This is a genomic window from Marinobacter sp. EVN1, from assembly GCF_000475375.1.
GTDB lineage: Bacteria > Pseudomonadota > Gammaproteobacteria > Pseudomonadales > Oleiphilaceae > Marinobacter > Marinobacter nauticus.
This window is the reverse complement of record NZ_AXCB01000012.1, coordinates 97,195-121,349: the sequence shown is the minus strand read 5'-3', so window position 1 is coordinate 121,349 and position 24,155 is coordinate 97,195. Positions and strand designations below refer to the sequence as shown.

At 55.5% G+C, this 24,155-nt stretch carries 23 protein-coding genes and 1 tRNA gene; 2 read left to right on the top strand and 22 right to left on the bottom strand.

The features are described 5' to 3' along the window. Positions 1-3: 3 nt before the first annotated feature. Entirely contained in the window at positions 4-861 is an 858-nt protein-coding gene (gene trmJ / locus Q674_RS25640) for a tRNA (cytosine(32)/uridine(32)-2'-O)-methyltransferase TrmJ (RefSeq protein ID WP_023008202.1), read from the bottom strand. Positions 862-1,052: 191 nt separating this feature from the next. Between trmJ and Q674_RS25635 the strand changes: the two genes are divergently transcribed. Further along, a complete protein-coding gene (locus Q674_RS25635; protein WP_023008201.1) occupies positions 1,053-1,853 on the top strand; it encodes an inositol monophosphatase family protein in 801 nt (266 codons plus the stop codon). A gap of 75 nt (positions 1,854-1,928) precedes the next feature. Here Q674_RS25635 and secF read toward each other — a convergent pair whose 3' ends face one another. The 18 genes from secF to Q674_RS25545 form a co-directional block, all read right to left on the bottom strand. After that, the gene (secF, locus tag Q674_RS25630; RefSeq protein WP_023008200.1) at positions 1,929-2,879 is read right to left on the bottom strand and encodes a protein translocase subunit SecF; all 951 of its coding nucleotides are present in this window, start codon (positions 2,877-2,879) and stop codon (positions 1,929-1,931) included. Then, the gene (secD, locus tag Q674_RS25625; RefSeq protein ID WP_023008199.1) at positions 2,872-4,746 is read right to left on the bottom strand and encodes a protein translocase subunit SecD; all 1,875 of its coding nucleotides are present in this window, start codon (positions 4,744-4,746) and stop codon (positions 2,872-2,874) included. Before secD ends, secF begins: the two co-directional genes overlap by 8 nt. 92 nt (positions 4,747-4,838) lie before the next feature. Further along, the gene (gene yajC, locus Q674_RS25620) at positions 4,839-5,201 is read right to left on the bottom strand and encodes a preprotein translocase subunit YajC (RefSeq protein ID WP_011784624.1); all 363 of its coding nucleotides are present in this window, start codon (positions 5,199-5,201) and stop codon (positions 4,839-4,841) included. Positions 5,202-5,242: 41 nt separating this feature from the next. After that, positions 5,243-6,364, bottom strand: coding sequence for a tRNA guanosine(34) transglycosylase Tgt (gene tgt, locus Q674_RS25615; protein ID WP_031209823.1), 1,122 nt, complete (start codon positions 6,362-6,364; stop codon positions 5,243-5,245). Positions 6,365-6,378: 14 nt separating this feature from the next. Then, on the bottom strand, positions 6,379-7,479 hold the full coding sequence (gene queA / locus Q674_RS25610; RefSeq protein WP_023008198.1) for a tRNA preQ1(34) S-adenosylmethionine ribosyltransferase-isomerase QueA: 1,101 nt from the start codon (positions 7,477-7,479) through the stop codon (positions 6,379-6,381). 41 nt (positions 7,480-7,520) lie between these two features. After that, positions 7,521-7,607, bottom strand: a tRNA-Leu gene (locus Q674_RS25605). Positions 7,608-7,690: 83 nt separating this feature from the next. Then, positions 7,691-8,980 (bottom strand): flagellar hook-associated protein FlgL, encoded by a 1,290-nt coding sequence (flgL, locus tag Q674_RS25600; protein WP_023008197.1) that lies wholly within the window; start codon positions 8,978-8,980, stop codon positions 7,691-7,693. Positions 8,981-8,996: 16 nt separating this feature from the next. Next, a complete protein-coding gene (gene flgK / locus Q674_RS25595; RefSeq protein WP_022992500.1) occupies positions 8,997-11,033 on the bottom strand; it encodes a flagellar hook-associated protein FlgK in 2,037 nt (678 codons plus the stop codon). 6 nt (positions 11,034-11,039) lie between these two features. After that, positions 11,040-12,026 (bottom strand): flagellar assembly peptidoglycan hydrolase FlgJ, encoded by a 987-nt coding sequence (gene flgJ, locus Q674_RS25590; RefSeq protein ID WP_023008196.1) that lies wholly within the window; start codon positions 12,024-12,026, stop codon positions 11,040-11,042. 8 nt (positions 12,027-12,034) lie between these two features. Beyond that, a complete protein-coding gene (locus tag Q674_RS25585; protein WP_022992502.1) occupies positions 12,035-13,129 on the bottom strand; it encodes a flagellar basal body P-ring protein FlgI in 1,095 nt (364 codons plus the stop codon). After that, positions 13,126-13,827, bottom strand: a complete 702-nt coding sequence (gene flgH / locus Q674_RS25580) for a flagellar basal body L-ring protein FlgH (RefSeq protein ID WP_023008195.1) — start codon at positions 13,825-13,827, stop codon at positions 13,126-13,128. Before flgH ends, Q674_RS25585 begins: the two co-directional genes overlap by 4 nt. A 3-nt stretch (positions 13,828-13,830) precedes the next feature. Beyond that, complete coding sequence (flgG, locus tag Q674_RS25575; RefSeq protein WP_023008194.1) at positions 13,831-14,619, bottom strand: flagellar basal-body rod protein FlgG; 789 nt, start codon at positions 14,617-14,619, stop codon at positions 13,831-13,833. Between the two features lie 81 nt (positions 14,620-14,700). After that, positions 14,701-15,453 carry a flagellar basal body rod protein FlgF gene (locus Q674_RS25570; protein WP_023008193.1) on the bottom strand — a complete coding sequence of 251 codons (753 nt, stop codon included), beginning with the start codon at positions 15,451-15,453 and terminating at the stop codon, positions 14,701-14,703. A 76-nt stretch (positions 15,454-15,529) separates the two neighbouring features. Beyond that, entirely contained in the window at positions 15,530-17,455 is a 1,926-nt protein-coding gene (locus tag Q674_RS25565) for a flagellar hook protein FlgE (RefSeq protein WP_023008192.1), read from the bottom strand. Between the two features lie 28 nt (positions 17,456-17,483). After that, the gene (locus Q674_RS25560) at positions 17,484-18,161 is read right to left on the bottom strand and encodes a flagellar hook assembly protein FlgD (RefSeq protein ID WP_011784613.1); all 678 of its coding nucleotides are present in this window, start codon (positions 18,159-18,161) and stop codon (positions 17,484-17,486) included. Between the two features lie 17 nt (positions 18,162-18,178). After that, positions 18,179-18,628, bottom strand: a complete 450-nt coding sequence (gene flgC / locus Q674_RS25555) for a flagellar basal body rod protein FlgC (protein WP_022992507.1) — start codon at positions 18,626-18,628, stop codon at positions 18,179-18,181. Between the two features lie 33 nt (positions 18,629-18,661). Further along, positions 18,662-19,060 (bottom strand): flagellar basal body rod protein FlgB, encoded by a 399-nt coding sequence (flgB, locus tag Q674_RS25550; protein WP_011784611.1) that lies wholly within the window; start codon positions 19,058-19,060, stop codon positions 18,662-18,664. 216 nt (positions 19,061-19,276) lie between these two features. Next, positions 19,277-19,858 (bottom strand): nitroreductase, encoded by a 582-nt coding sequence (locus Q674_RS25545; protein WP_023008191.1) that lies wholly within the window; start codon positions 19,856-19,858, stop codon positions 19,277-19,279. Positions 19,859-20,031: 173 nt separating this feature from the next. Here Q674_RS25545 and Q674_RS25540 point away from each other — a divergent pair, with 173 nt between their 5' ends. Then, positions 20,032-21,471: an adenylate/guanylate cyclase domain-containing protein gene (locus tag Q674_RS25540; RefSeq protein ID WP_023008190.1), complete on the top strand. Its 1,440-nt coding sequence runs from the start codon at positions 20,032-20,034 to the stop codon at positions 21,469-21,471. A gap of 9 nt (positions 21,472-21,480) precedes the next feature. Here Q674_RS25540 and queF read toward each other — a convergent pair whose 3' ends face one another. The 3 genes from queF to Q674_RS25525 are packed head-to-tail and all read right to left on the bottom strand — an operon-like array spanning position 21,481 to position 24,038. Beyond that, positions 21,481-22,299 (bottom strand): NADPH-dependent 7-cyano-7-deazaguanine reductase QueF, encoded by an 819-nt coding sequence (gene queF, locus Q674_RS25535; protein WP_023008189.1) that lies wholly within the window; start codon positions 22,297-22,299, stop codon positions 21,481-21,483. An 18-nt stretch (positions 22,300-22,317) separates the two neighbouring features. Further along, the gene (locus tag Q674_RS25530; RefSeq protein ID WP_011784607.1) at positions 22,318-23,091 is read right to left on the bottom strand and encodes an ABC transporter permease; all 774 of its coding nucleotides are present in this window, start codon (positions 23,089-23,091) and stop codon (positions 22,318-22,320) included. Beyond that, the gene (locus tag Q674_RS25525) at positions 23,088-24,038 is read right to left on the bottom strand and encodes an ABC transporter ATP-binding protein (RefSeq protein WP_014421760.1); all 951 of its coding nucleotides are present in this window, start codon (positions 24,036-24,038) and stop codon (positions 23,088-23,090) included. Before Q674_RS25525 ends, Q674_RS25530 begins: the two co-directional genes overlap by 4 nt. Positions 24,039-24,155: the final 117 nt, after the last annotated feature.

Sequence of the window (24,155 nt, the reverse complement as noted above, 5' to 3'; positions counted from 1 at the left end):
GTGTTATTCCTGCCCCTCATCCACGGCGCCAGCCGCTGTCGTTTTCCTGCCCACCCCTTCGCGGGCACCGGCGGCCTTCTGAACCGATGTCAGAATACCCCGGAGAATATTGATTTCCATCTGGTCCAGCTTTGCCCGCTGAAACAACCGGCGCAACCGTGTCATCAACTGCCTGGGGTTCTCCCGGCGATGAAAATCCACATCCTGCAATACCTGCTCGAGATGACCGAAAAATCCTTCAACATCATTCACCGTCGCGGGCGGCACATCCCATCCGCGGTCCCCGGGTTCGACCATGGACTCAAGGTAGGGACTGCTTTCCACCTCTTCAAGCCCACGAAGATAATGCATCCTCAATTCATAACAAACCACCTGCACCGCCATTGCCAGATTCAGTGAGCTGTAGTCCGGGTTCGAGGGAATATGGATGTGATAATGGCAGCGCTGAAGCTCTTCATTGGACAACCCATTGCTCTCACGCCCGAACACCAGGGCGACTGGACCACGAGCACTGTTTTCCGCCGCGGTGACGGCAGCCTGGGGCGGGGAAATAACGGGCCAAGGGACCTTCCGCCCGCGTGCGCTGGTACCCATCACCAGGACACAGTCTGACAACGCCTCATCAAGACTGGAAACTACCTGAGCCCGATCCAGCACATCCGACGCCGATGAAGCCCGGGCATAGGAGGCTTCGTCCGGAAACGACTTTGGGTTCACCAGCCAGAGATTTCCAAGCCCCATGTTTTTCATGGCGCGGGCGACAGCGCCGATATTGCCCGAGTGGGTAGTTTCCACCAGGACGATGCGAACCTGATCATGGTATGTATCAGTGCTTTCTACCGACAGCGCGGGCTTGTTCATGGTCATCGGGCCTGTTACTTCAACAAAAGTGATAAAAGAGCGGCATGATACCAGAATTACCGGCCAACCTGCTCTCCGGAAATGCCTCAACCCCGTGGTATCCGTGCTTTTGCTAAGCCAAAAAACGTACAAGGCGGGGCAGTTTTTGCTATCATGGCCGGCCTTCACACACCCGGATAATGAACACTCAGATGCAACCAGCAATTAAAATGGCCCTGCGCGTTGCCCGCCAGGGATCTGACTACCTGAAAGCCCATTTCGAGCGCCAGGAGCCTAACGGCAAGGATGAGTCCGAACGCCACCGGCAACTGGAGCGAGTGGAGCAGTCCATTTACGACAACTTCACTGAACAATTGGAAAAGGCCTACAAGGATCATGTGATCGCACCTCTGGGCGAGTCCGACGCCGGCAACCACGAAAAAAGCTGGCACATATTCCCGGTTCTCGGCCGCGACAATTTTGTGCGAGGCATTCCCGAATTTGTTCTTGCCCTGGCCCAGAAAAAGAACAATCGCACCGAAAACCTGCTGCTGGTTAACCCGATTACCGGCGAAGAGTACTCTGCGAGCCGAGGCCACGGTGCTGTTCTGAACAGCCGCCGCGTGCGCACATCCGAAGTAAAAGTGCCCGCCAAGGCAGCACTGGCCACCAACCTCCTCGACCAGGCCCGCCAGGGCGACGACCCGATGATCTGGGGCGAGATGGCAGCCGTCCTGGCTCGCGACACGGCCATGTTCCGCACCTCCGGCTGCGTGACACTGGATATCGCGCGCGTGTCTGCCGGCCTGCTGGATGCGGCCGTGATCTTCCGACCACAGGCAGCAGATTTTGATCTGGGCGTAACACTGGCCATGGAGTCCGGCGCCCTGACCGGTGATTTCTCCGGCAACCCCGCGGTTGGAGCCGCCAGACAACTGGTCGTCGCCAATCCAAAGCTGTTCCGGGAACTGCTCAAAACGCTGCACCCCTTCCGGGGTCGACTGCCGCGTTAAGAAAGACAGGGCCACAAAAAACCGCCACTCCTCACGGATGGCGGTTTTTTTTGTGGCCTGGAAAAGACCCGGAGCTTACATCCGGTTCAACCACTCCGGCGGCTGCTCCTCTTCTTCCTCACCGGTACCCTCTTTCGCGGGAACCATCAGATCTTCGCGGGTCACGCCCATCACCATCAACATATTCGCGGACACGTAGATGGACGAATAGGTACCGACAACAACACCGATAATCAAGGCAAGCGCAAAGTTATTGATCGCTTCGCCACCCAGGAAATACAGCGCCAGCAATACAACCAGCGTGGTACCAGAAGTATTAATGGTTCGGGTAATGGTCTCGTGGATCGACTGGTTGATAATGTCCCAGGCCTCACCTACGCGCATTTTCCGGAAGTTCTCCCGAATCCGGTCAGCAACAACGATGGTATCGTTCAGGGAATACCCGATAACCGCCAGCAACGCCGCCAGCACCGTCAGGTCGAAGGTCCACTGAAACAGCGCGAACACCCCCAGAACAATGATGACGTCGTGCGCCAGAGGAATCACCGAGGCGATACCAAACTTGAACTGGAAGCGCATACCCACGTAGATCAGTACCACCGCGAGGGCGATCAGCAGCCCCAGCCCACTGTCTTCTTTGAGCTCTTCGCCCACCTGAGAACCGACAAATTCAGAGCTGACCAACTCAAGGTCAGCTCCGTCCGCCGCCAGCACGCCGGCCACTTCCAGCGCCAGTTCGTCATTCCCGGCCTCTGCCATCCGGATCAGTACCGTAGTATCGGCTCCGAAATTCTGAACCGCAAACTGCTCGTACCCCGCCTCGGTAAGGGTGTTTCTGATACCGTCCAGGCTAGGAGCTTCCGCGTATTCAAGCTCCACCGAGGTTCCCCCGGTAAAGTCCATACCCAGATTAAGACCCCGCACCCCCAACAACGCAATGGAGGACACCACCAAAACAATAGAAAGCACGGAAGCTATCTTCCGCAACCCCATGAAATCAAACGGTTGCTTTTCCATATCAGGCATTTTGCAGCTTCCCCCCGATGGACAATTTCTCGACCCTGCGACCGCCATAAACCAGATTCACGATACCGCGGCTTACCATCAGGCCCGAGAACATGGAAGTCAGAATACCGATGCAAAGAGTTACCGCGAAGCCCTTCACTGGCCCCGAACCCATGGCAAACAGGATGACGGCAACCAGGAGAGTGGTGATGTTGGCATCGAAAATCGACACAAAGGCACGACCATAACCGGCGTTAATAGCACTTTGTGGCGGCACCCCCGCCTTCAGTTCTTCCTTGATACGCTCAAAGATCAGAACGTTCGCATCAACGGCCATACCCACCGTCAGAACGATACCCGCGATACCCGGCAAGGTCAGCGTGGCAGATAGGATTGACATGCATGCAACCAGCAACATCAGGTTCAGCGTTAGCGCAACATTGGCCACCAACCCGAAGCCGCGATAGAACACCAGCATGTACAGCAAGACCAGTCCGAAGCCGAGCATCACCGACATCATACCGGCGTCGATATTCTTCTGGCCCAAGCTTGGCCCAATGGTGCGCTCCTGCACAAAGTACATGGGCGCAGCCAGAGCACCGGCCCTCAGCAGCAGTGCGAGCTCAGCCGCTTCGGGGATGGAATCCAGACCAGTAATCCGGAAGCTGCTCCCCAGCGCTGACTGCACTGTCGCCAGGCTGATAATGCCTTTTTCCACGACCCGGTTTTCAGTTTCAACGATTTCTCCGTTGACTTCCCGGGTCTCGGTTTCGGTGCGGTATTCAATGAACAACACCGCCATGCGGCGGCCAATGCTATTGCGTGTCGCCCGATTCATCAGGTCACCACCAACGGAGTCCATGGTGATATTGACCTGCGGCTGGCCATTTTCATCGAACGCCTGCTGGGCATTGGCAACGTTGTTACCAGTGGCAATCACATCCCGCTCAAGACGAGCGGTACGCTGTGGATTATCCCGGAAAGGAAACTGTTCGGTCTCGGCGGACGGCGCATCCTGCCGAGCTTCCATCCGGAATTCCAGGTTAGCCGTCGCGCCAAGTACACGCTTGGCCTGAGCGGTATCCTGCACACCTGGCAGTTCTACAATAATGCGGTCTGCCCCCTGGCGCTGAACCAGTGGCTCGGCCACGCCCAGTTCATTCACCCGGTTGCGGATGGTGGTCAGGTTCTGCTCAAGAGCGTATTCCTGGATGTTCCGAACTTCCGCTTCGGACAGCGTCAGCGTCAGCAGAAACTCTTCACCTTCTGTTGTCTCATCCAACAGGAATTCGTTGTACTGATCGCGAACCAGCTCAAACGCCTCGCTACGTGCAGCTTCGTCACGGAAGCTCAGTACAATGCGGGTCTGATCCTCAATGTCGCCACCGCGGTAGCGGATGCGCTCTTCCCTCAGCTCTCGTTTGATCTGACCAGACAACGCTTCCAGACGCTGATTCAATGCCGTTTCCATATCCACCTCCAGGAGGAAGTGAACACCACCACGTAAATCCAGCCCCAGTTTCATTGGGCCTGCTCCAAGGCTGCGCAGCCAGCCTGGCGTTGACGGCGCCATATTCAGGGCCACCAGGTATTCGTTGCCAAGGGCCGCCTGAACAGCGGGGCGTGCCCGCAGCTGGTCATCAGAGCTGGTGAGGCGGATCAGCGCGTCCCGCTCTTCCAACAGGCTTGATTTGACTTCGATGCCTTCCTGCTCAAGCTTGGCAAGGGCGCGATCAAGCACTCGCTGCTCAACTTCGGTGCTGCCACGGGCGCCGGTGATCTGGATAGCGTAATCGTCAGGGAAAAAGTTCGGTAAGGCGTAGATAAAACCAATCACCAGTGCGAACACGATGACCAGGTTTTTCCAGAGAGGATACTTGTTCAGCATGAGAATCCTTCGAGCCGGCAGACGTGCCGGTCTTGGTGTTTCAGCCAGTCAGAAAATGAACAGGCGCATCATGGATGCGCCTGGAAACCAGCTCAGATGTCCTTGAGAGTGCCTTTCGGCAGAGCCGCAGCAACGGCAACTTTCTGAACCTTCATTTCAACGTTATCTGCAACTTCCAGAACAATGAAGTCGTCGGTCACTTTGGTAATCTTGCCAGCAACGCCGCCAGAGGTAACCACTTCATCACCCTTGTTCAGGCCGGACATCAGGGCCTTATGCTCTTTTGCACGCTTGGACTGCGGACGCCAGATCAGGAAATAGAAAATCAGGATGAAGCCGGCGAAGAAGATGATCTGACCCATCACGCTCATTCCCTGGGCACCCGCTTCCTGAGCCGAGGCCAAAGCAGGCATCAGAGACAGCAGACCAGCGATGAGCAATTTGACTGATTTCATTCAGGTTCTCCGTTTATTGACTGATTTAAAGCAAAATTTGTTCAGGAATCGCCCAGAGGCGGAACGGTTTCGCCCCGTAAGGCATAGAATTCGCTTACAAAGTCCGACAATGTACCTGCTTCAATGGCCCCACGCAATCCACTCATCAGGTTCTGATAGAACCTCAGGTTATGAATGGTATTGAGCTGTGACCCGAGCATTTCTCCGCACTTATCAAGGTGATGCAGGTAGCTCCTGGAAAAATGCTTACAGGTATAGCAATCGCAACGCTCGTCCAGCGGGCCGGTGTCGTGGCGGTTCTTGGCATTGCGGATTTTGACAATACCGGTGGAGGTAAACAGATAGCCATTGCGTGCATTGCGGGTTGGCATCACACAGTCGAACATATCGACACCTCGGCGCACCGCTTCAACGATATCCTCAGGGCGACCAACGCCCATCAGGTAGCGTGGTTTGTCGTCCGGCATCTTCGGCGGCAGGTGATCCAGGATCCGGATCATGTCTTCTTTCGGCTCGCCCACCGACAGGCCGCCAATGGCATAGCCATCGAAACCAATCTTTTCCAGGCCCTCCAGGGACTGATCCCGGAGCGACTCATACATACCGCCCTGTACGATGCCAAACAGCGCCGCCGGATTGCCCTCGTGGGCTCTCTTACTGCGCTCGGCCCAGCGCAGCGAGAGTTCCATGGACTCTTTCGCCTGCTTTTCCGTTGCCGGATACGGCGTGCATTCGTCGAAAATCATCACGATGTCAGAGCCCAGATCACGCTGAACCTGAATCGCGATTTCCGGTGACAGCTCGACTTTGGAACCATCAACCGGAGACCGGAAAGTCACACCCTGCTCGGTAATCTTGCGCATCTCGCCCAGGCTAAAAACCTGGAAACCGCCGGAATCCGTCAGAATTGGCCCCTGCCACTGGGTGAAGTCGTGCAGGTCGCCGTGGGCTTTGACCACTTCCGTGCCGGGGCGCAGCATCAGGTGAAACGTATTGCCCAGAATAATATGGGCGCCGATTTCCTCGATGTCCCGGGGCAGCATTCCCTTTACAGTGCCATAGGTGCCTACCGGCATGAATGCCGGAGTCTCCACTACGCCTCGGGGAAACGTCAGTCGGCCACGACGGGCCTTGCCATCTTCTCCGAGTTTCTCGAAGGACATAAAACAGGATTCACTCACTGTGATTCTCCACGGGATTCGGTTTGATGTGGCTCGGCGGAATCCGTTCCCAGCATCATGCCCCGGCTGGGCTCCTGAGCGGTAAGAAACATGGCATCGCCGTAGCTGAAAAACCGGTACTTTTGCTCCACCGCCTCGCGATACGCAGACATGATGTTGTTATAGCCTGCAAACGCACTGACCAGCATGATCAGTGTGGACTCCGGCAAATGGAAGTTGGTGATCATGGCGTCCACGGTCTGGAAACGGTAACCAGGGTAGATGAAGATATCCGTATCGCCCCGGAACTCCTGCAAACGCCCTGCCCGGCTGGCCGACTCCAGAGAGCGGACGGAAGTGGTACCCACGGCAACGACCCGGCCACCCCGAGCGCGGGCCTGATTAACGGCCTTTACCGTCTCTTCCGGCACATGGGCGATTTCACTGTGCATGACATGATCTTCGATCTTGTCGACCCGTACCGGCTGAAAGGTGCCAGCGCCAACGTGCAACGTAACGTATGCAAACTCAATGCCCTTCGCTTTCAGGGCAGACAGCACGACATCATCAAAGTGCAGCCCGGCAGTGGGTGCAGCCACGGCGCCCGCCTCCTTGGCATAGACGGTCTGATAGCGCTCACGATCCGACTGCTCATCTTCCCGTTCCATGTAAGGCGGTAAAGGCATGTGACCGATACGCTCGAGCACATCCAGAAACGCCTCATCCCCTTCATAGACGAAATGAAAGAGCGCATCCTCCCGCGCCAGCATTCGCAGTGCGGTTCCATCTTCCAGCAATAGTCGCTGGCCTTCCTTGGGAGATTTGGAAGAACGGGTATGGGCAAGCAATTCCTTTTCACCCAGTAAACGCTCAACCAGTATTTCAACTTTGCCACCGGTTTCCTTCTGGCCAAACAACCGGGCCGGAATAACACGGGTATTGTTGAATACCAGGAGGTCCCCGGGCTGGAGCAGGTCCGGAAGGTCAGTAAACTTCAGAGGAGTGGTCTGGCCGGAAAGGCCGTCAAGGCTGAGCAGGCGTGAAGCACTGCGTTCTTTAAGCGGATAACGGGCGATAAGCTCGTCCGGCAGATCAAAATGAAAATCGGAGACGTTCATGGGCCGGGCTATTCACGATGCCGCAGGTTGCGGCCTATAAGTGGTAGCGGCGGGCGGACTCGAACCGCCACGGGTTTTACCCCAACGGATTTTGAATCCGTCGTGTCTACCAATTTCACCACGCCGCCATCGGAGAGTGGGAGGGATTATACTGAGCCAGAGCCCGAAAGCAACCAGCCGGCAGGCAAAAATCACCCGCCGGCACAGTGAATTAGAGTCGATCGAACAGGGACAGCTGAGAAACCTGCGCAAACGACTGCTGAGCGGCCTGCAATACGAAGCTCTGGAAACTGAGGTTGCTGATGGCCTCGGCGTAGTCGACATCCTGTAGCTGGGAACGAATCTCTTTGGTGTAGAGTTCCGAATCCTCAAGAAACGCGGTGGTGGACTCCACTGCGTTGAGCCGGCCACCAAGCTCGGTTTGCTTGAGAATGATTGACTCCTGGGCATTATCGAGATTGACCAGGGTTTCAGCGATCAGCGCATCGTACTCGGCACTGCTCTTGGGCGTTGTTTTGGAAATTCCGTCCAGGCCGGCAATCAGGTTCTCGATGGTGCCGAAGATGGATTGTTTATCATTTACCCCTATCGTGAAAGTATCTCCTGCTCCCGTTGGTAAACCTGTAACCGGATCAATTCCATTTGGATCATAAACAGCATCATTGACCGTCATTTTTATACCGGCCACTTGAAACTCTTCACCAACCCTAGGTGGAGGTGTTGGAGTTAAATCAGGAGAACCATTCGGCCCTGTAATTCTAAGGTCACCATCTAAATTCACAACCGAAACGGTCAGGTCATCGGGGACAGACGGCGTGGCTCCAATAAATGAATTCGTTAAATCATTCGGGGCGACCAATTCAAGCCCAGAGATGTAACCAGAGGCGGAAACACCATTGTCAGATCCATTGTCATCGCTAGTTACAGAGATTGACTTAGGAACATCCACAAAGATCCCTTTGCCGTGGTCGCTAATAGGCACGGTCACACCATCATCAATCTCCAATACCCGCTGCCCCTCATCGCCTTGATACACCCATTTGCCTTCATCATTTTTGGCAAATGCAGGCGTACTGCCCTGGAAGCCACTGAAGATATACTCCCCGGATGCATCCCGGGTATTGGCAATATTGGCGAGCTGGCCAAGACGTTCCTTGAGCTCCGCCGAGATGGACTGCCGATCATTTGCAGACAGAGAACCATTACCGGCCTGAACCGTCAGCTCCCTCACCCTCTGGATAATGTCCACAGCGCTGGCGAGTGTGCTTTCTTCCTGCTTCAGCCGGTTATCGGCCAGATTGGCATTCCGGCCGTAGGTTTCCGAGCGCTGAAGCTCCTGGTCAAGCTTCAGAATACGGGCGGCCGCCACTGGATCATCCGACGGTTTGTTTACTTTCTTACCGGTAGAGATCTGCTGCTGGGTGTTAACCAGGTTGCTGTTGATGTCCTGCAGACGGTTGATGCCGCCGAAAAAAATCTGTTGTGATGAAATTCTGATCATGTGACATCACCTCGCCTTAACGGAAGCTCTGCAGCAACGTGTTAAAAAGATCCTGCGCCACAGACATCACCTGGGCCGATGCGTTGTAGGCTGCCTGGTACTGAATCAATTTGCCGGCCTCTTCGTCCAGGTTAACGCCCGAGACAGACTCCCGCTGATTGGTAGACTGCTCCAGCAGCGTTGCCCCGGCGTCTTTATCCAGCTGGCTCTGGCGGGTTTTCACGCCGATATCCTCGACCAGGCCAGCGTAGCCCTCGGTAAAGTTCTGGGAACCGCCATTGAGCGTATTTTTTGTACCCAGCGCGGCCAGAAGCTCAGCGTTGCGGTTGTCTGAAACGCCGTTCTTATTGAAATCGATGGTAAACTCATCGCCAACTGCAGGCTCTCCAGTCATTTCGAACTGAAAGCCCTGGTAGCGGCTGCCATCGCTGGGGTCATCACTAAAAAACACGTTGACCTTTTTCGGATCATAATTGCCGGTTTCGAGAACGTTATTACCCGGGGTATCCGTGATCTCGTAATCGTAAGTGCCCGTTGCCGCATCGTAATTCGTGAACTCGATATTCAGGGGGCCATTGCTCAGCTCCCCCCGACTCTGAAACCCTGGCAACAAGGCTCCCGTATTCGGGTTACGAACATTCAGCATATTGCCCTGGCCAATCTCGGCAGTGCCTAGGTTGTCGTCACTGCCGCTTGCCCTGATCGGACTGGCAAAAGCAAGATCTTCCTCACGCCGAACATTCAGCTTGATGTTCTCCGCCGCATTTCTGCTGGGCTGAATCAGGTACTTGTCACCGGCATTGAATTCTCCTCCGTCAATGCGGATATTAAATCCCGGCATTGTGATTTCGGATTGCACCGGGTCCGGCAATCGCCCCTGGTTGACAGTGTCCCCTGTCGCAGTATTGATCAACTCAAAATTGCGACCGTCACCACTGAACTGAAGTGACCAGGTACCGGCAGGTAGATTGCTGCTGTCAGTGATTTCAACCGCCAAACGGCCATTCTGGGGCTCTGCATTATTGGCGTTTGGAATCACCCGACTGCGCTGAAGTTCCAGAGCATTTACATCGGTAAAGAAATTGCTCCCCAGATCGCCCTCCAGGTCCATCCCGATCTCATGCTGATGGTTTATGGCCGAGGAGATGGCAATCGCCAGCCGGCCGAGCTCATCGAAGGCGGGCTTCAGGGCCATTTCATCAAAGGCACGCAAGCCACCCAGTTTTCCGCCCTGAATCTGTTCATCCACCAGCAGGGTGCGCCCACCACTGGAGAGCGTAAATTCCAGCCGCGTGGGATCTTCCGCACTGCTTCGGGTCGCAAATTCTGCGGCGTTGGCGCCGGTAACCAAAGCCAGACCGTTAGACAGGGACACATTCACCTGGCTGCCTTCAACCTCCGTTACCCGAATGCTCACCAGCTCAGACAACTGGCGCAACTTCTCGTCCCGCTTATCCATCAGCTCCAGGGGCTCCTTGCCCTGGGCCAGGCCCGGAGATTCAGAAATAGCCAGGTTCAGTTCAGCGATACTCTTCAGCAGAGTATTGGCATCTTTCACGCCCTGCTGCATCTGGGTTTTTACCGATTCGCGCTGCTGGATGAACTCCTGGTTCAATCCCTGAAAGCGATTCACCAGTTGTTGGGCTTCACTGAGCACGAGCTGGCGTTGGGGCAACGACGTCGGGTCTTCCGCGGCATTCTGCATAGCCGAGAAAAAGTTGTTCAGAGCTTTGTTCAGACCGGTGTCTTCGCCGCCTAACAGGTTATCCAGCCGCGTGAGTTCGGCGTTGAAAGCATTCTGCTCGCCAAACAGTGTGCTGTCCTCACGTAACTGCTGACTCAGATAGGCATCTGCCAGCCGGCGGATATTAGCGACGGATACGCCACTGCCGATGGTCCCTGCACCTGTACGCCGACCTTCCTGGGTCTCGAACTGGACCTCCTGGCGACTGTAACCCGGCGTATTTGCGTTGGTTATGTTATTTGCAGTGGTGTTGAGCGCCGCCTGGTGCCCCAATACCCCACTCAGACCAATACCGATCAAGCCCGCCATGATCTGTTACTCCTTTACTCTGTCACTGCTCATCGACAGTGTCATCAGAGAATCACGATTCATGATCCGACGGATCTTGGCTCCGTATTCCGGATCGGTTGCATAACCCGCTTCCTGCAGCTTCTCAGCAAAGACTTCTGGCTCATCTGCCGATGACAGAACATCGCGGTAACGGGGATTGTTTTGCAGGAAGTCAACGTAGTCCCGGAAGCTGGCTTCGTAGTCCGGATAGGCCCGGAAATCTGCCCGCTCTTTCATCGCCACGCCACCCCGGAATTCGGTAGTGGTAATGCTCACAGCGTCACCGCCCCAACGACTGTCTGCCTTGATGCCAAACAGATTGAAACTCGGCTGCGAACCATCGCCTTTGATCATGTGTTTGCCCCAACCGGTTTCGAGCGCCGCCTGGGCAATCATCAGGCGCGGATCAATGCCGGTCTCCTTTCCGATCTGCTCTGCGAACGGCATGAGCTGCTCAACAAAATGCTCTGGCGACTCAAATACCTCCGGCAACTTGCCGGGGTTCTCTGCTGGCTCTGCTTTTACCTTCGCAGCTACATCCGCCACCTCTGCCATTCGCTCCGGCAACTCCCTGGAAATCGCCGGCATACTGCGGTCGTAATCGGTAATGGCGCCCTTGTGACCCGCCAGTTTCTCTCCATCCTCACCGAGCCCAGGGATCTGTTGACTCAGTTGCCGGACCAGCGCTTCCGCCAGCCCGGTACCGGTGCCACCGGCCATACTCAAGCTTATCTGGCTGTCGAACATATCCCGGTACATCTGGCTTTCATTGCTGTTCAGGTAGTTTCCTTCGGCAAACACCTCGCCTGCCTTGCGCATGGATTTAAGCATCTCTGACAGGAACAGGCTCTCGAACTGCTTGGCAACCTGCTCCAGCGCGGCCTGCTTGTCGGTACGAGCCTGGGTTTTCAGTGCATTCAGACCACTGAAATCGGTGTAGACCTGGGCTTGCTGTAGTCGTGGATCCTGCATGGCGATACCTAGATCACAATCAACTCGGCACGAAGCGCGCCAGCCTGTTTGAGTGCTTCAAGCACCGCCATGACATCGCCTGGCGCTGCTCCTACCTGGTTTACTGCCTGAACAATTTCGTTAAGTGTGGTTGCCGGGCCGAACTGGAACATCCGCGCCGGGTCTTCAGTCACAGCGATCTGGGTATTCTGCTGAACGGCTGTATCACCCTGAGCCAGAGGATTGGGCTGCACTACCTCGGGGTTTTCCTGAATAGTCACGGTCAGGTTGCCATGGGTAATGGCAGCCGGGCTCACTTTTACATTCTGGCCGACCACGATGGTACCGGTGCGGCTATTGATCACCACTCTTGCGGCTTCCTGAGCCGGATCGACCTCAATGTTCTCCAGAATGGATAGAAAACTGACTCTCTGTGATGGGTCCCTGGGTGCCCGCACCGATATAGACGTGGCGTCGTGTGCATAAGCCATGTCCGGGCCCAGACGACCATTAATCGCCTCAACCACACGGCGGGCCGTGGTAAAGTCGGAACGCAACAGGTTGAAGGTGATGGTATCGCCCCGGTTGAACGGCGATTCCACCTCACGCTCGATGGTTGCGCCGTTCGGAATTCGGCCAACGCTGGGTACATTCACGGTAATCCGGGAACCATCCTGGCCCTGGGCACCAAAACCGCCCACCACCAGGCTGCCCTGTGCCATGGCATAAACCTGGCCATCGGCGCCTTTCAGCGGTGTCATCAGCAAGGTTCCGCCACGCAGGCTATCGGCATTTCCGATGGATGAAACCGTGATGTCCAGCTCCTGCCCGGCTTTGGCAAAGGCCGGCAAAGTCGCGCTTACGGTTACCGCCGCCACATTGGCCAGATTCGGGTTCACACCATCCGGCAAGGTTATGCCGAACTGGTTCATCATGTTCCGAAAGGTCTGGTTGGTAAACGGCGCTTTGTCGCCAGTACCATCAAGACCGACCACCAGGCCATAACCAATCAGTTGGTTGTTGCGTACGCCTTTAACCTTGGCCAGGTCTTTCAGGCGGTCGGCCATCACCGGCGCGGAACAAAGGGCCGTGAGGGCAAAGACGGCAATCAGTTTGCGGATCATAGCGGCCACCACTCACTGTTGAAGAAGCGAGCCAGCCAGCCCATCTGGTTGGCCTGGTCAAAATCACCGGTACCGCCGTAGGCAAACCGGGCATCTGCAACACGGTTGGAGGTTACGGTGTTATCCGGTTGAATATCCTGCGGTCGAACCAGACCGGTCAACCGGATGTATTCGTCCCCATTGGTGAGAGACAACCACTTCTCGCCGCGGACACGAAGCACACCATTAGGCAGAACCTCGGTAACCGTTACGGTAATACTGCCAGCCAGGCTGTTGCTCTGGTCAGCTTCGGCGGAGCCTTCAAAGTCCCGCTCAAAATTGGCAGAAGCGTTCAAGCCGATATTTGTCTTTCCAAAGATGCTCGGTTCCGGAATGCTCAGTTCCTGATCCTTGGTAATGGAGGTTTCAGCGTTCTTGGTGGCACTGGTGGATTCCTGCAGCAACACCGTCAGCACGTCACCCACGTTGAGTGCCTTGGTATCGCCGTACAGATTGTAATTCCTGGACACCTGGTAGATTGCCCCGGAATCCGGGTCGCGCTGCATCATCGATTGAGCACGAACCGGAGCATAGGCCGGATCGTCCGGCATAGCCCGGGGGCGAGACATGGCGGTGCATCCCTGCAGCACAATCAGCACACCCACCAATGCCAGGGTGGCCAGCCGTTCAGTGTATAAACTGCGTTGAATGCGTTTCATGACTTAACCAATATTGTTGGTGATGAACTGAAGCATCTGGTCTGTGGTCGAAACCACCTTGGAGTTCATTTCATAGGCACGCTGGGTCGTAATCATGTTCACCAGCTCTTCCACCACCTCTACGTTGGAGGATTCAATGGTGCCCTGTTCAATGGACCCGAGACCTGCAAGTCCGGCTTCACCTTCAGCCGGATCACCACTGGCATTGGTCTGCTTGAACAGATTATTACCGATGGCCTGCAAGCCCTGCGGGTTGATGAAGTCCACCAGGGTGATCTGGCCGAGGTTGACGGGCGCAGCCTGGTCATCGGTAATAGCGGTGACCGTCCCATCTTTGCCAATGGTGATATTGGTGGCGTTCTCCGGCACATTGATATTCGGCTGAAGCGGAAAACCATCCGGTGTGACCACATCGCCATCAGAGTTCAGTTGAAACTGGCCATCCCGGGTATAGGCGATCTGTCCGTCCGGCATCTGAATCTGAAAGAATCCCCGGCCATTCACCGCCATATCCAGAGGCTGTTCAGTGATCTGCAGGTTGCCCTGGCTGAATTGCTTGGCAGTGCCAACAATCCGGACCCCGGTCCCGAGCTGCAGGCCAGAGGGCAACTGCGTGTTCTCAGTGCTCTGCCCGCCGGGCTGACGGTTTATCTGATACAGCAGATCCTGGAACACCGCCCGATCCCGCTTGAAGCCGGTGGTATTCACATTGGCCAGGTTGTTGGAAATGGTGGACATGTTGGTGTCCTGCGCGCTCAACCCGGTTTTACTGACCCAAAGTGCTGGATGCATTGATTTACTCCTTGCCTGCCGGGGGCCGATGCGGCGATCTTTTGCCGCTCTCCGCCAACCGATGGCGTTTGATCATCGTTATCAGAGGTTCTGCAACAGTCGTGCCGTAGCCTCGGAATTTTCATTGGCGGTCGACATCACCTTTACCTGCATCTCGTATTGGCGAGACAACTGCAGGTTGGAGATCATTTCCTCCACCGCATTCACGTTTGAACTTTCGAGAAAACCAGTGGCGACACGCATGGCTGCATCCGGTGGCTCTGGACCATCCAGAGCCTGATCCGGCTTGCGACGAATGAACCCATCCAGACCTTTCTCAAGTGCATCTGCCGGTGGGTTGACAAGCTTCAGTCGGTCAACTTCCACCAACTGATCCGGCGGCCCACCTACCGGCACAATGGAGATGGTGCCGTCCGAGCCAACCTGAAGATTGTCAAAAGGAGGAAGAGCCACCGGCCCACCGTTACCCAGAACCAGCTCACCACTCGCCAGCCGCACAAGCCCGTTCACGTCGACCTGTAAGCTACCGGTACGGGTGAATACCTCTTCGCCCAGATTGTTTTGAACGGCGAGCCAACCACCGCCGTCTACCGCCACATCCAGCTTACGTCCGGTCTCCATTAAAGCGCCGGGCGAGAGATCAGTGCCGGGCCGCTCGGTCATGGCGTAGGCGCGGGTGGGATGGTGCTCACCGAACACGGGCATACTGCGGGCCTGGGCAAAATCCTTCTTGAACCCGGTGGTATTGACGTTAGCCAGGTTGTTGGCATGGGCACGCTGGGCCAGCATGTTCTGCTTGGCGCCAGACATTCCAATATAGAGGGCTTTGTCCATGGGCAAACTCCTGCCGGAATTTTGACTGTTTCCGGTCTTCCTGCAGGAGTCATGCCATGTTCGCTAGGGCGCGAAATTATCGGAGGTTGATGATGGTCTGGGTGACCGCATCGGAGGTTTCAATGGTTTTGGCGTTAGCCTGGTAGTTGCGCTGGGCAATGATCAGGTTCACCAGCTCTGCCGAGAGATCCACGTTGGAGTCCTCTACGGAGCTGGCCTTGATGGAACCGAGCGTACCGGTATCCGGAGCACCAATTATCGCCTGGCCAGATTCGAAAGTCTCCACCCAGGTCGTGTCACCTACCGGCGACAGCCCATCAGTATTGTTGAACGCAGCTAGAGCAACCTGCCCCAATGACTTGGACTGGCCATTGGTGTAGCGCGCGAAGATCACGCCCTGATCAGACACATCCAAGCCGGACAGCCGTCCTGTAGTATAGCCATTTTGCTGTTGATCATTCACACCGAATGCCGCGCCGTACTGAGTCGCATCACCCAGGCTAAGGACAAAAGCAGACGAGGTCGCAGGCTCAGGAATTGGACTAACGACACTGGTGGGGTCTGAAGGAGGACCGTCGGCCCCATTTGGATCACCATTGGAGTCCTTGGGCACCCAATCTGTAACAATGATCTCACCATTCGGATCACCGTTTACAGATTGCAGAACACCGTCCTGATCAAACAATGCTGTATATGGCTGTTGATCCGTGCCCGCTACAAGCTCACCATCAATCTGGATATAAATCGACCACTGGCTCTGACCGACCCCATTTCCCGGAGAAGGGTCTTTGACGTAAAACTGTGTCATCTCGTGAGGGTTGCCAAGACTATCGTAAATAGTAGTCGATGTGGCGTGATTGTACGTGCGCTGATCGATAGGATTGAAAGAGTTCGTGGTTTCCAGGGTTCGATCCAACCAAGTGTTGGCATAAAGCGCATCACCTCCGGGAACCACATTGGCAACTGTGCGATCCGCCTGCGGCCTGACGGTCCCCAACTCCGTATTAGGCCCAACAGACGTAGAATTATTACTGTATGCATACGTTAGTGTATTGCCGCTATTGTCAACAACCTGCAACTCTCCGTTGTCATCAAGAGAGGCGAATAAGCTCCTGGCGCTGGGGCTAGCGTTAATTGCATTAATCAATCCGTCTACATCGTTAACGCCACCGAGATCCACGAACACCTCTGAACCATCGATCTGCAGTGTGAAATCGAAGTTACCACTTTGAATAAAGGCATCGTCTATCTGACCCAAATTTAACTCTGTAGTAGCAGAGGCACTTAACCCGGTCTCATCATTAATGGCTGCAGCTACATCTTTTGCAGACAGTCCAGAGGGAATATTGATTGTGCGGTCGGCAGAACCATCATTATAGGAGACCGTAAATGTACCCGTAGGGAATGCTGTAACTGGTGGATTATTAGGGTCGAGGTTAAAGCCATTATTGGTGTAGGCTGGACCCGCTATCTCACCCATAACCGACACTTGTCGCTCTAAAACCGACTCTCGTGAATCTAAATTGACATCTGTCTCCAGCAAGGTGGTTCGCTTGGGAGCCAGATTATCAGTTTCAATTTGTAGGTCACCACGGATACCAGACAAGTTGCCATCACCGTCAGCGACGTAGCCCTGAACCCGCATATTCTGGTTATTAACAACATAACCTTCTTTATCAATCCCGAACTGGCCAGCCCGGGAATAGCGGATTTCACCGCCGTTATTCAGAATAAAGAAGCCATCACCACTGATAGCCATATCCAGGCCGTTATCGGTGAAGCTGATATTGCCCTGACCGAATGACTGCTTTACGTCCTGCACCCGCACGCCGTCGCCAATCGGATTGGTACCGGCACTCAGGAAACCACTGGCGTACAAATCACCGAACTGTACCTTGCTGCTTTTGAAGCCGACGGTACTGGCGTTGGCGATGTTGTTACCGGTGACATCCAGATCCACCGAAGCGGCGCGCAGACCACTCAAACCTGTGTTAAATGCCATGACTTATACCTCCTGGTCTGACACCGGATCAGTTGATTTGTTTGACTTCAGACAGCGGAATGGAGCCCATTCCGGCCAGATTCAGAGTAATGGAACCACCCTGCCCCAACGACACACTGTCGACATTGGCGCTCACCATGGTCGCCAACTGCTCCGATCCGGAGGGATAGGAGCCCTGCGCCACAATCGAGTAGGGGCCGGGCGGCAAAGGATTGCCGTTGCCGTCTTGCCCATCCCACTGGAACGAAACCACACCAGCCTGGCTGCTGCCCATATCAATCTGGCGAACTAACTCACCGCTTTGATTCATGACCGACAGTCGCAGCCCACCCGTGGAAGCCGGCACCTGAATGGTGCCAGTTATCTCGCCTTCGCTACCCAGAATGCCCACACTGGAGGGTGCCAGAACGGTTTTGCCTACCATCGCCGAGGCCTGCAAGGCCTGGCTGGACCGGAACTGACCAACCACATCGTCGACACTGCCCGACAGATTCTGCATTTCTTCCAGTGAACTGAACTGGGCCAACTGGGCGATAAAATCGCCGTTGTCCTGCGGCTCCAGTGGGTTCTGATTCTTGAGCTGCGCCAGCATCAGCTCCATAAACGCGTCTTTACCCAGCTCGTTGCCACCAGGGGTCTTGCCCTCCTGGTTCAGTTGGTACTGGCTCAGCACGTCTGAGGCGGCTGCGGAATTCACTGCACTCATGGCTTAATCCTCACTTGTTACTGCTGACCCAGTGTCAGAATTCGCTGCATCATGGATTTGGCGGTGTTCATGACATCCACATTCATCTGAAAACTGCGGGACGACGACATCATGTCCGCCATTTCCTCAACCACGTTCACGTTGGGGTAATAAACGTACCCTTCCTCGTTCGCGGCAGGGTGATTCGGCTCATAGCGCATCTGCAGTTCTGCATCGCTCTCGACAATCCCCTCAACGCGAACACCTGCCCCGGCCCCCTCTTCGGAACCAATACCAAATCCCTGCTGATCAGGGTTCAGCATGGCCTGCTGAATAGCGGCAAACACCGGTTTGCGGGCACGGTACGTTGTATCCGTGCTCGAACTGGCGGTTTCTGCGTTGGCAATGTTAGACGCGGTGGTGTTGAGCCGCAGTGACTGTGCGGTCATGCCGGAACCGGCGATGTCGAAAATGTTACCCAGTGACATGACAATCTCCTTCAATCTCGTACGGACTGCGGCTTATTCGCCCTTCAGCGCCTTGGTCAGGCCGGAAAACCGACTACTCAGGAACTGGAAGCTGGCCTGGTAATCCATGGCGTTGCGCATGAAACGGGTCTGCTCGGCCTGCGCATCCACGGTATTGCCATCAATTGATGGCTGGTGCGGGGTACGGTACAGCAGCTCGCCGTCAGCGCCAGGGCTGGAGGTGTCCATATGGCCACTGTGGGTCGTGGTCATACCAAAGCCCGTCATGGAATCCTGCGCCTTCTGCATCATCGCCTGGAAATCCACGTCGCGGGCTTTGTAGCCCGGGGTGTCGGCATTTGCCAAGTTGTTCGCCAGCACTTCGGCCCGCTTGACCCGCGCCTGCAGCGCGTGCTCATGAATACCAAGCGCTTTGTCGAATGTAATAGCCATTACTGCCTCCAGATCTTTGCACCGACCAGGCTGAACCTGTGAACTTGCCGGTTTTGCGTTCTGAAGTGATTAAAGCAAGCAGAGTGCCAGAATTGAAAAAGCCCGCTGTAATGCGGGCTTCGAAGAGGGCTGTCTAATAAATGAGCGGCAAATTCCGGTTAAACGCAACGAGGGCGGCAACGGGTTTCCCCAGGCGGACTTGCCGCTGATCGAGGCTCAGACTTGCCAGGGGGAAGTGCGCCCTGGCGCGGCCCACCTTGAGACATACTCTTTGGTATCGGGCCGGGGCACCGATGGTTTCTCACTGGCAACGGTACCGGTATAGAGGAAACCGATAATGGACTCGCCCGGCAGCAGCCTAAGACCGTCATGCAGCGACGGATGATAAGCCACAGGCCCGGTTCGCCACATGGCGCCGTAGCCGGCATCATTCAGCGCCAGGGAGATAAAACTCATACCGGCCGCTGCCGACATTACCTGCTCCACCTCCGGCACCTTCGGATGATGACGGGGCGACGCAATACCGACAATAATCATGGGTGCACGAGCCGGAGCATTCCGGGCCTTCTCACGCTCCTTATCAGAAGCGTCCGGCGGGCAGCATTCAGCAAACAGGTCGCCCAGAGCTGCCAGGCCTTCCCCCTCTATCACGAGATAACGCCAGGGCCTCAACAACGCATGATCCGGGGCCCGGGCCGCGCACCGGAAGGCCTGATCAACCACAGACACCGGTGGTGCCGGTGCCTGCAAACGGGGCTCCGAAGCACGATCCAGAATAAAACGGGTTATCGAACTCATACAGTCTCGCTGTTGATTGGTTGCATGATTTTCGGTTGGGCCGGAAGCGGCCCCGATGAATTGTGAGTTCTACGTAATGCTGTTAATCTTTAGTCGTAGTTCAAACCAACAATTATAAAGAATCGGCAGCATACAATGAGCGACATACTTATCGGAAGGATCCGGTTCTGAAAATGATGAGCGCACCCGCTGAATTACGCAGCATAACCGGCAATACCGGCAAGCTGGGGCAAGGCGACATCTACGACCACACGGTGGCGATTCCACCGATGCCCGATTACAACGGTCGGATACTGGCCTACACCGCCACTGCCGCCATTATTGTCACGGGTGTCCTTCAGGATATGTTTCCCCAATTGCTTCTCTGGATGGTGGCTGGCGCTCTGATCTGGCCACATCTCGCGCACGTGCTTACACGGCGAACCTTCCTGCGACGTTCAGCCCGGATTCGGCAAAAAATGCTGTTCCTCGACTGCATAATCGGAGGCAGCTTTATTGGTTTGATCGGATTAATCGCCATTCCGTCGGTATCGGTTGTCCTGATGCTGATGTTCAGCTGTCTGATCGTGGGCGGCGTCAGGCAATGGTTGTTCGGCACAGCGCTCATGTCTGCCGCCATGGCCGCCACAGTGGCGGCAACCGGCACCGCCGCCGATCTGGAAGCCCCCCTGCTCACCAGCATCGTCGCCATTTTGGCCACAGGCACGTACATCTGCGTTACCGCCTATTACTCACACCAACAGGCCCGGGCCCTGCTGCTGGCAAAGACCCAGATTCAGAACCAGCGGGAACAGTCCATCGCCCTGTCCCACAAGCTCTCGAAATACCTGTCGCCTCAGGTCTGGCAGTCCATCTTTACCGGGGAACGGGATGTTCGGCTTGAAACCCAGCGCAAGAAACTCGCAGTGTTTTTCTCAGACATAAAAGGCTTTACTGAACTGTCGGAGGAGATGGAGCCGGAAGCCCTTACCGAGCTTCTGAATCACTACTTCAACGAAATGTCAGAGGTCGCCCTGAAATACGGCGGCACCATCGACAAGTTTGTCGGCGATTCCATCATGGTGTTCTTTGGCGATCCGACCAGTCGCGGCCAGAAAGAAGATGCGTTCTCGTGTGTGTCCATGGCCATCGAGATGCGCAAACACATGAAGATCATGCGCCAGAAATGGCGCAGCCAGGGCATCAAGACGCCCCTGGAAATCCGCATGGGCATCAGTACCGGCTATACCACGGTTGGTAACTTCGGCGCCGAAAACCGGATGGATTACACCATTATCGGCAAGGAAGTGAACCTCGCCAGCCGACTGGAGTCCCTGGCGGAACCAGGCGAGATTCTGGTGTCGTATGAGACCTTCTCGCTGATCAAAGACCGCATTATGTGCCGGGACAAGGGCGAGATTACCGTAAAAGGCTTTGGCAAGCCGGTGCCCATCTACGAGGTGGTGGATTTCCGGCGCGACATGGGGCCTCACCGTAGCTTCCTGGAACACGAACACAGCGGCTTTGCCATGTACCTGGATTCCGATAAGGTCACCGAACGGGAGCGCAAAGCCATACTCAGCGCCCTCGAAGACGCAGCCGACCGACTGCGTCAGGAAGACGATACCGAATAGCCGAGCCTGCTACTGCCTAACCAACCGCGGCCCCGGACCATCTTCAGCACACGTGCTGCGCCAGGGGTTGATATCCAGGCCACCACGCCGGGTGTAACGGGCGCACACCATCAAGGATTCTGGCTGACACCTCGCCATCAAGTCAGTAAAGATGGTTTCAACACAATGTTCGTGAAAATCCTGTTTCTGACGGAAGCTCACGATATAGCGCAGCAACCCTGCCCGATCAATCTTCCTCCCGGAATAGCGAATCAATACCGTGGCCCAGTCGGGTTGGCCGGTCACTGGACAGTTGCTTTTCAGAAGATGTGAACACAAGCCTTCACTGACCACCGGCTCGCTGGTTGTCAGCGACTCAGGCGCATAGTCGTAGGCCACCTGCTCTAGCGTTTCATCATCGATCAACTCGTATCCTTCGGGCCGGCCGATTGCAGGCGCTGAGTCATCCACACTCAGAAGTGTCACATCCACCGCCGCGCCACAGGCACTCGAAAGATCCTGGGTAATGGTCTCGGCCACTTGATCCGGAGACGAGAACACCGCCTGATTCAGAGAGTTCAGGTACAACTTCAGGGATTTGCTCTCAATAATGGCAGGCGATGCCGCAGGAAACCGGATTTCTCCCCAGGCCACGGCCGGTAAACCGCCAGGCTTCAGCCAGGAGATTTCCCACGCCTGCCACATGTCCTCGCCAAACCAGGGCCAGCGACCATCGTCCAGGCCGATTCGCCGGCGGTTTTCTTCCCGAGCCACCGGGAACAGCAGAGACGGATCATACTGATCAGGGTATTCACTGGACTTGCCCAGTGGCGCGTTATCAAGAGCCATATCAGTTCCGGAATTTAATCAGTGTCGAATGCCCTTGCCACGGGCAAGCATGCGCAAGGCTACCGCCGCCAGCAAGACGATGAAAACCAGAATCATACCAAGAGACACGAACGGATTAACGTCCGAAACACCCAGTATGCCGAAGCGAAAACCGTTAACCATATACAGGATCGGATTCGCCATGGACACGCCCTGCCAGAACGACGGCAGCATGTCGATGCTGTAGAACACACCCCCAAGGTACGTTAGCGGAGTAAGCACAAAGGTCGGGACGATGGAAATGTCATCAAACTTGGTCGCCAGCATGGCGTTGATGAAGCCGCCCAGAGAGAACAATGCCGATGTGAGAATCACCGTGATAACCACCATCAGCAGGTTATGGATACTTAACTGAGTGAATGCCAGCGACAGCAAGGTGACGATCAGGCCGATACTCAGACCCCGGGCCATACCACCAGCCACATAGCCCGCCAGGATGGTCCAGTTCGGCACCGGCGACACCAGCAATTCCTCAATACTGCGCTGGAACTTCATAGAGAAAAACGACGACACCACATTGGAGTAGGAATTGGTGATGACCGCCATCATGATCAGGCCCGGCACAATGAACTGCATATAGTCGTAGCCGCCCATTTCACCGATGCGGGAACCAATCAGGTTGCCAAAAATAATAAAATACAGCGTCATCGTGACGGCCGGCGGCAACAGCGTCTGCGGCCAGATCCGCGTAAAGCGCCGAACCTCGCGGGTAACGATGGTTGTAAAGGCTGTCCACAGTGCTTGTGGTGTCATGCTGTCACCTCGCTGGCTTTCTCTGCCTCCCGGGCATTCTCCTCAACCATGCGAACGAACAGCTCTTCCAGCCGGTTGGCCTTGGTTCGCATGCTCAGCACACGAATACCCAGATTCTCCAGCTCGATAAACAGAGCGTTCAAACCCTGTCCCTTGGCAACTTCCACCTCGAGCGCACCATCGTCATCCAGACTGGCTTTGAATGCAGTCAGCTCAGGGGCTTTTTCTAACGGCTGCTCGGTATCCAGCACAAAGGTTTCTACACTGAGCTGTTGCAGCAGTTCCCGCTTGCTGGTGTGCCGGATGATTTCCCCATGATCAATAATGGCAATGTTGCGGCACAGGGCTTCCGCCTCCTCCAGATAGTGGGTGGTCAGAATGATGGTAGTCCCCTGACGATTCATCTCCTCCAGGAATTGCCACATGGAGCGACGCAATTCGATATCCACACCGGCCGTCGGCTCATCAAGAATCAACAATCTGGGCTCATGTACCAGTGCCCGGGCGATCATCAGGCGGCGTTTCATACCACCGGACAACATCCTGGCCGGTGTGTTGCGCTTGTCCCAGAGCCCGAGCTTCTTCAGATACTTCTCCGCAGACACCCGTGCGGTTTTCAGGGGTATGCCGTAATAACCAGCCTGCGTGGTGACGATATCTTCCACCTTCTCGAACTGGTTAAAATTGAATTCCTGTGGAACCACACCCAGGGAGAGCTTGGCGCTTGAGAGGTCTGTATCGATATCATGGCCGAACACTCTGACCTTGCCGCCCGACTTGTTTACCAGAGAGGAAACAATCCCAAGAGTGGTCGACTTGCCGGCCCCGTTTGGGCCCAGCAAGGCGAAAAAATCGCCTTCCCGAACGTGCAGATCAATGCCTTTGAGGGCCTGAAAACCATCGCTGTAGTTCTTGGTCAGCCCTTCAATGTCCAGTGCGTAGGTCATACACCCCACCGTTGTTCAGAAACCTGGCTCCAGAGGAGCTAAAAAGATAGAGAGCTATTTGATTGAGGCAACGCCCGAAAATTCAAGGGACGAAGCCAATTAAAGCCAGGTGTCCCA

Excerpts from the sequence above, each read along its gene's own strand:
- Q674_RS25530 (WP_011784607.1), bottom strand. The coding sequence starts at position 23,091 with ATGACACCACAAGCACTGTGGACAGCCTTTACAACCATCGTTACCCGC.
- flgB (WP_011784611.1), bottom strand. The coding sequence starts at position 19,060 with ATGGCTATTACATTCGACAAAGCGCTTGGTATTCATGAGCACGCGCTG.
- flgJ (WP_023008196.1), bottom strand. The coding sequence starts at position 12,026 with ATGCAGGATCCACGACTACAGCAAGCCCAGGTCTACACCGATTTCAGT.
- Q674_RS25635 (WP_023008201.1), top strand. The coding sequence starts at position 1,053 with ATGCAACCAGCAATTAAAATGGCCCTGCGCGTTGCCCGCCAGGGATCT.
- queF (WP_023008189.1), bottom strand. The coding sequence starts at position 22,299 with ATGGCTCTTGATAACGCGCCACTGGGCAAGTCCAGTGAATACCCTGAT.
- Q674_RS25565 (WP_023008192.1), bottom strand. The coding sequence starts at position 17,455 with ATGGCATTTAACACAGGTTTGAGTGGTCTGCGCGCCGCTTCGGTGGAT.
- Q674_RS25585 (WP_022992502.1), bottom strand. The coding sequence starts at position 13,129 with ATGATCCGCAAACTGATTGCCGTCTTTGCCCTCACGGCCCTTTGTTCC.
- Q674_RS25525 (WP_014421760.1), bottom strand. The coding sequence starts at position 24,038 with ATGACCTACGCACTGGACATTGAAGGGCTGACCAAGAACTACAGCGAT.
- tgt (WP_031209823.1), bottom strand. The coding sequence starts at position 6,364 with ATGTCCTTCGAGAAACTCGGAGAAGATGGCAAGGCCCGTCGTGGCCGA.
- Q674_RS25570 (WP_023008193.1), bottom strand. The coding sequence starts at position 15,453 with ATGGACAAAGCCCTCTATATTGGAATGTCTGGCGCCAAGCAGAACATG.
- flgL (WP_023008197.1), bottom strand. The coding sequence starts at position 8,980 with ATGATCAGAATTTCATCACAACAGATTTTTTTCGGCGGCATCAACCGT.
- Q674_RS25545 (WP_023008191.1), bottom strand. The coding sequence starts at position 19,858 with ATGAGTTCGATAACCCGTTTTATTCTGGATCGTGCTTCGGAGCCCCGT.
- yajC (WP_011784624.1), bottom strand. The coding sequence starts at position 5,201 with ATGAAATCAGTCAAATTGCTCATCGCTGGTCTGCTGTCTCTGATGCCT.
- trmJ (WP_023008202.1), bottom strand. The coding sequence starts at position 861 with ATGAACAAGCCCGCGCTGTCGGTAGAAAGCACTGATACATACCATGAT.
- secD (WP_023008199.1), bottom strand. The coding sequence starts at position 4,746 with ATGCTGAACAAGTATCCTCTCTGGAAAAACCTGGTCATCGTGTTCGCA.
- Q674_RS25540 (WP_023008190.1), top strand. The coding sequence starts at position 20,032 with ATGATGAGCGCACCCGCTGAATTACGCAGCATAACCGGCAATACCGGC.
- flgC (WP_022992507.1), bottom strand. The coding sequence starts at position 18,628 with ATGTCACTGGGTAACATTTTCGACATCGCCGGTTCCGGCATGACCGCA.
- flgG (WP_023008194.1), bottom strand. The coding sequence starts at position 14,619 with ATGCATCCAGCACTTTGGGTCAGTAAAACCGGGTTGAGCGCGCAGGAC.
- Q674_RS25560 (WP_011784613.1), bottom strand. The coding sequence starts at position 18,161 with ATGAGTGCAGTGAATTCCGCAGCCGCCTCAGACGTGCTGAGCCAGTAC.
- flgK (WP_022992500.1), bottom strand. The coding sequence starts at position 11,033 with ATGGCGGGCTTGATCGGTATTGGTCTGAGTGGGGTATTGGGGCACCAG.
- flgH (WP_023008195.1), bottom strand. The coding sequence starts at position 13,827 with ATGAAACGCATTCAACGCAGTTTATACACTGAACGGCTGGCCACCCTG.
- queA (WP_023008198.1), bottom strand. The coding sequence starts at position 7,479 with ATGAACGTCTCCGATTTTCATTTTGATCTGCCGGACGAGCTTATCGCC.
- secF (WP_023008200.1), bottom strand. The coding sequence starts at position 2,879 with ATGCCTGATATGGAAAAGCAACCGTTTGATTTCATGGGGTTGCGGAAG.